Annotated in this window: 4 protein-coding genes; all 4 read right to left on the bottom strand. The window is 71.4% G+C overall.

All coding sequences use genetic code 11. The annotated features are described in order from the left end of the window. Positions 1–704: SAM-dependent methyltransferase (locus ACFWW9_RS45790; RefSeq protein ID WP_390389899.1), on the bottom strand; the 704-nt coding region annotated here is incomplete at its 3' end. Positions 705–751: 47 nt separating this feature from the next. Further along, positions 752–2845: a hypothetical protein gene (locus ACFWW9_RS45785; RefSeq protein WP_390389898.1), complete on the bottom strand. Its 2094-nt coding sequence runs from the start codon at positions 2843–2845 to the stop codon at positions 752–754. A 13-nt stretch (positions 2846–2858) separates the two neighbouring features. Beyond that, positions 2859–3656: a hypothetical protein gene (locus ACFWW9_RS45780; RefSeq protein WP_390389895.1), complete on the bottom strand. Its 798-nt coding sequence runs from the start codon at positions 3654–3656 to the stop codon at positions 2859–2861. Between the two features lie 5 nt (positions 3657–3661). Continuing rightward, positions 3662–4498, bottom strand: a complete 837-nt coding sequence (locus ACFWW9_RS45775) for a vWA domain-containing protein (RefSeq protein ID WP_390389892.1) — start codon at positions 4496–4498, stop codon at positions 3662–3664. Positions 4499–4965: the final 467 nt, after the last annotated feature.

Below are 4965 nucleotides of genomic sequence, written 5' to 3'. Positions count from 1 at the left end.
AGGTCGTGCGACCTCGGCAGCCACCCGTGCGCCCGGAGCCGGTCGGCCCCGCCCTCGCCGAACCCGCCCTTCCACAGCGCGGCGTACCCGGCCATCGCCGGGGTCACCCGGACCGGGCCGCCGCCGCGTTCGAAGGCGATCGAGCCGCCGAGCACGGACAGGCCGCTGACCACCGCGAGCAGGTGGTCGGCCTCGTCCGCCGACAGGTAGATCAGCAGTCCCTCCGCGAGCCACGCCGTGGGCGCGGCCGGGTCGAAGCCCGCCGCGAGCAGGTCCGGGGCCCAGTCCTCGCGCAGGTCGACCGGGACGACGACCCGGTCGCACGCCGGGACCGCGTCGAGCACGGAGTCCTTGAACGCCAGCACCTCGGCGAGGTCGAGTTCGAACACCCGCACGCCGTCGGGCCAGGGCAGCCGGAACGCGCGGGCGTCGAGGCCCGCCGCGAGCAGCACGACCTGGCGGCACCCGGCCGCGGTCGCGGCGAGCAGGTGCTCGTCGTAGAAGCGGGTCCGGACCACCACGTGCGCGTAGAGCGCCTTGGCCACCTCCGGGTTCGTGCTCGTGACGAACTCCCCCGGCGCGGCGTCGACGAACACGCGGGCGTACGGGTCGTCGAACAGCCGGTCCTCCCGCGCGCTCTCCGTCGCCCGCACCATCGCGACGCCCAGCGCCGTCGTCCCCACGCCCTTCGGCAGCGACCCCATGACGAACCCCCATTTACATTGGTCGCCAATGAATTTACCCGACGCGACTACTTGCCGGTCACCGCGAAGGCCAGGAACCGCGGGTAGGTGATGCGGCGGTGCGCGTTCGCCTCGCGAACGGCCGCCTCGTAGCGGCGGGTGGCGCGCTCGACGCCCGCCTGCGCCCTGCCGAGCACCGGGGCGTGCCTGCTCTGCTCCTGCGAGGCCTGCGCGGTCACGGCCCGCAGCTCCAGGTCCAGCGCGGCCAGGTCGTGGCTGAGGCGCTGGTTGAGCACGGTCTTGCGCTGCTGCGCGGCGGCCTGCGCCTGCTGCTCGGCGGTGCCGAGCTGGAGCAACTGCGTGCGGAACCGGGCCTCGATGACCTTCAGCTGACCGTCGTGCAGCCGGATCGGCTGGGTGCGGCGGGCGTGGTGCTCCTGCTCCTTGCGCCACGCCTCCAGCCGGTTCGCCTTGACCTCGCCGATGCCGGGGACGCGCACCGAGTAGCCGGACGTCAGGTGGAACTGGGCGATCTTGTTCTGGAACTGGCCGTTGACCATGTAGCCGACGCCGTCGAAGTCGGCGGCCGTGACGATGCCCGCGTCGCGGAGGTTGCCGACGAGCTTGCCCCCTATGCCGTCGATGCCGCTCTCGGAGATCAGGATCTTCTCCAGCTTGCCGCGCACGTGCTCGGCCTGCGCCGCGAGCAACGCCTGCGCGAGTTCCTGGCGCAGCTGGTTGGCGGTGCCGGTGCGCTCGGTCGCGATCATCGCCAGGTGCCGCGAGTGCTCCTGGTTCACCACGGCCAGCTCGCTGCCGTGCGTGGCCTGGATGGTCTGCCTGCGCTTGCGGCCCTCCTCGGCGTTGCGCTTGGCCGCGTCGGCGAGGGTCGCCGCCCGCCGGGTCGCGTCGGCCAACTCCTGGTTCGCCGCGACCTGCTCCTGCCGAGCCTTGTCGCGGTGGGAGCGCGCCTCCCGCGCGGCCGTGGCCTCGGCCCCGCGCAGGTAGAGCACGGCCAGGTCGACGCACCAGAGCACGCCGCCCGCCACCGCGAGACCGGCCGCGAAGGCCGGGCCCACCACGGCCATCGCCCCGAGCACCACGGCCCCGACGAGGACGGCGGCCAGCAGCACCGTGGCCGCCACCAGGCTCGGGCGGCGGCGGGTGAACGTCCGCTCTGCCACCGGCTCGACGTCCGGGACGTGGTCGACCATCCACGCGGGCAGCCCGGAGACCGTGGGCTGGTGGAACGAGCGGACCGCCACCGGGTCCAGCGCGATGGGCTTGAGCTCCGGCAGCAGCGTCGGCGGGATCGCGACGAGCGCCTGCACCTGCCCGACCAGCAGCCGCACCTCGGGCGACACGTGGTTGAGCAGGATGGAGAACCGGCTCGACGACACCGGGTCGGTGAAGTCGTCCTCGGCGAGCAGCAGGTACTCGCCGCCGTCCTCGCGCAGCTGCTTCCACAGCGCGGGCTCCGCCGCGAGCGCGACCAGCGACAGGTAGATGATCCACGCGGAGAACCGGTCGATCGTCGGGTCGAAGTCCGTCTGCGACCGCGACGGCGACTGGTAGTTGCGGTGCCCGATCTCGGCCGCCCCCGCGCCCGCGAGCGCCGGGACGTACATGCCGTCGTAGTCGACCAGCCGCAGCGAGCCGTCCGCCACGACGAGCAGGTTGCCGTGCTGGAGGTCGCCGTGCGCGATGCCCGCGTGCTCCAGCTCGGCCACGACCTCGGCGAACCGCTGCGCCACCCGCGCGACGGCGGCCGAGTCGTCCACGTGCTCGTCCAGCCACCGGGTGAGGCTCGTGGCCTCGACCCAGTCCATCTTGAGGATCGGATAGCGGTGACCCTCGACCATGATCCCGTGCGGCAGGTAGGTGAACCCCACCTTCCAGCGGTGGTCGAGCCGGGCCAGGTGGTCGCTGACCGCGCGGTAGCGGTCCTCCTGGTCCGACACCTCCCTGGTGAAGCACTTGATCGCGTAGCGGCGGCCGTTGGTCGCCGTCACCGAGAACACGCTGGCGAAGTTGCCGGAGATCGCCCGCGGCCGGTGCAGCTTGTCCAGCTCGACGCTCGCGCCCTTCAACTCCGGGTCGTCGAAGCACAGCGTCGTGTTCTGCAAGGCCTCGACGTAGGCCGCGCCGGACGGGAACCTCACGGACGCCACCGCCCTACCCCAGGTCGACGTGCACGAGCGTCACGTCGTCGTTCTTCATCCGGCCGCCCGCTCGCTCGACGGCCACCCACTTCGCGAAGTCCTCGACGCTGCCCGCCGCGCTGAGGTCCCGCAGGACCTCCCACGGGCAGTCGTCCTGCTCCACCTCGGTCAGGAACCAGTGCGCGAGCGCGTCCGTGCCGAGGAAGAACTGGTCGCCCTCCTCGTAGTCGCCGCCCGCGACACCCGCGTTGGACGCGATCAGCCCGTCGTCCCGGTTGCGGCTGTTGAGCAGCGCGGGCGACGTGCCGAGCGCCACCGCCGTCTCCACCGGGAACGCCCGCAGCAGGCTGTCCGCGCGCACCTGGAACAGGCAGCTGTCGCCGAGCGCGGCGGCGTGCCACAGCCCGACGTCGGTGAGGTGGAACGCGAGCAGCGTCGCGTACGCCCCGCGCTCCAGCCCCGGCTGCTCGTACCACTTGATCGGCCGGTCGTCGCGCTCGCGCTCGGCGATGTAGTCGGCCAGCCAGAGGTCCCAGTCGTCGACCGCGCCCAGCACGACGCGGGCGAACCCGGCCTCGCTGTGCAGCACCTCGGGCTTCGCCCGCACGGCCTCCACCGTCGAGTCGACCAGCAGCCGCGCCCACGGGCGGGCCAGCAGGCTCTCCGACGCGCCGTCGGCCACCGCGACCGACACGGGCCCGTCCGTCGGCTCGTCCGACGGGATCTCGGGCACCACGACGGCCGCGTCCTCGCACTCCTCCGCCGTGGCGCCGTCCTTCGGCACCGACAGCGTCGAGACGTAGGCCCACATCGGCGTCAGCGCAGGTCGGTGGCGCGAGTGCCGATGTCCAGGAACTGCACGATCGACGCGATGTCGGCGTTGTAGACGAAGCCGCGCGTCGCGTCGCTGACCGAGAAGCCCTGCGTGGCGGCGTAGGACCGCATGTCCGTCGGCAGCACGGAGGACATGCCGAACAGCGTCTTCGCGTACGCGTCCGGCAGGTTGGCCTCGGTGTCCGGGAACGTCACCGGGTCCGCCGTGCCCGCGGACACGTGCAGGTTGAACAGCAGCGCCGCGCCGTCCGCGCTGGCGTGCGCCCGGATACCGGCGGCTGCCGCGTCCGGGTCGCCGTCGGTGGCCTCGCCGTCGGTCAGGTTCAGCACGATGGGCGGGAAGCAGCCGGGGTGGTCGACCAGCCACTTCGACACCAGCGACTCCGCGTACTGGAGCGCCCGGCCCATCGGCGTGCCCGCGTTCGCCACCGGGTCCATCCACACCGGGAACCGGGTGGTCGTCTCGACCAGCCCACCGGCCCCGTCCGGCACCTTCTTGACCCGCTCCTCGACCCGCGCGGGGTTGTCGGCGACCTCGCTCAACGGCACCAGGTCCCGCCCGGCAAGCACCCCCGCGTACGCGGAGCCAACGGAAGCGCCGTACCCGATCACGGCGACGTGGAAGTAGTCCCGCACGCCCTCTTCCTTGGCGCACTTGACGGACAGCTCGGTCAGCAGCCGGTTGATCGCGTCCGCGACCACGTCGGCCTTGCGCTGTGGCGTGTCACCGCCGATGGGATCGTTCATGGACGCGGACTGGTCCACCAGGAACACGAAGCAGGTCGGGTTGACCCTGCTGATCTCGGCTGAGTAAGCCACGCGAACTACCTCCGAAGTCGACCGCGTCCATGACGGCACCCACCGTAGTCCGTGTGCGCTCAGTCATTGAGGTCACTCACACCACAACCACAACGTAGTGGGAGCCGTCGAGCAGTTCCCGCACTTCGTCGCCGGACACACTTCCCCCGAACTGCAAGGTGTTCCAGCCACACCGTCCGATGTGGCCACTCACGGTGATGACAAGACGACCTGGCAGCCAACCACCAACTACCCACAGGACTGGCAGAAGCATGGCGCCCACTTACGAGACTGGCGGATGACAGACGAACCGCCGACGCGTCCGGCAGGAGCATGGCGCCTACTTACGGGACCGGCAGAGAGCCATCTGTTGACCTGCTACGGAACGGGACAGGCCGCACGCAACCGTGGCCGATTTTACTTGGGGATTTTGGCCTTAAAATTGGAGATCGGGCAGGCCTTCGGGCACTGCCTTTTGGCCCGATCAA

The sequence above is a fragment of the Umezawaea sp. NPDC059074 genome (assembly GCF_042738955.1).
In the GTDB taxonomy this organism is placed as follows: domain Bacteria; phylum Actinomycetota; class Actinomycetes; order Mycobacteriales; family Pseudonocardiaceae; genus Umezawaea.
Note: the sequence above shows the minus strand (reverse complement) of the source record. Positions and strands in the feature narration are given on the sequence as shown.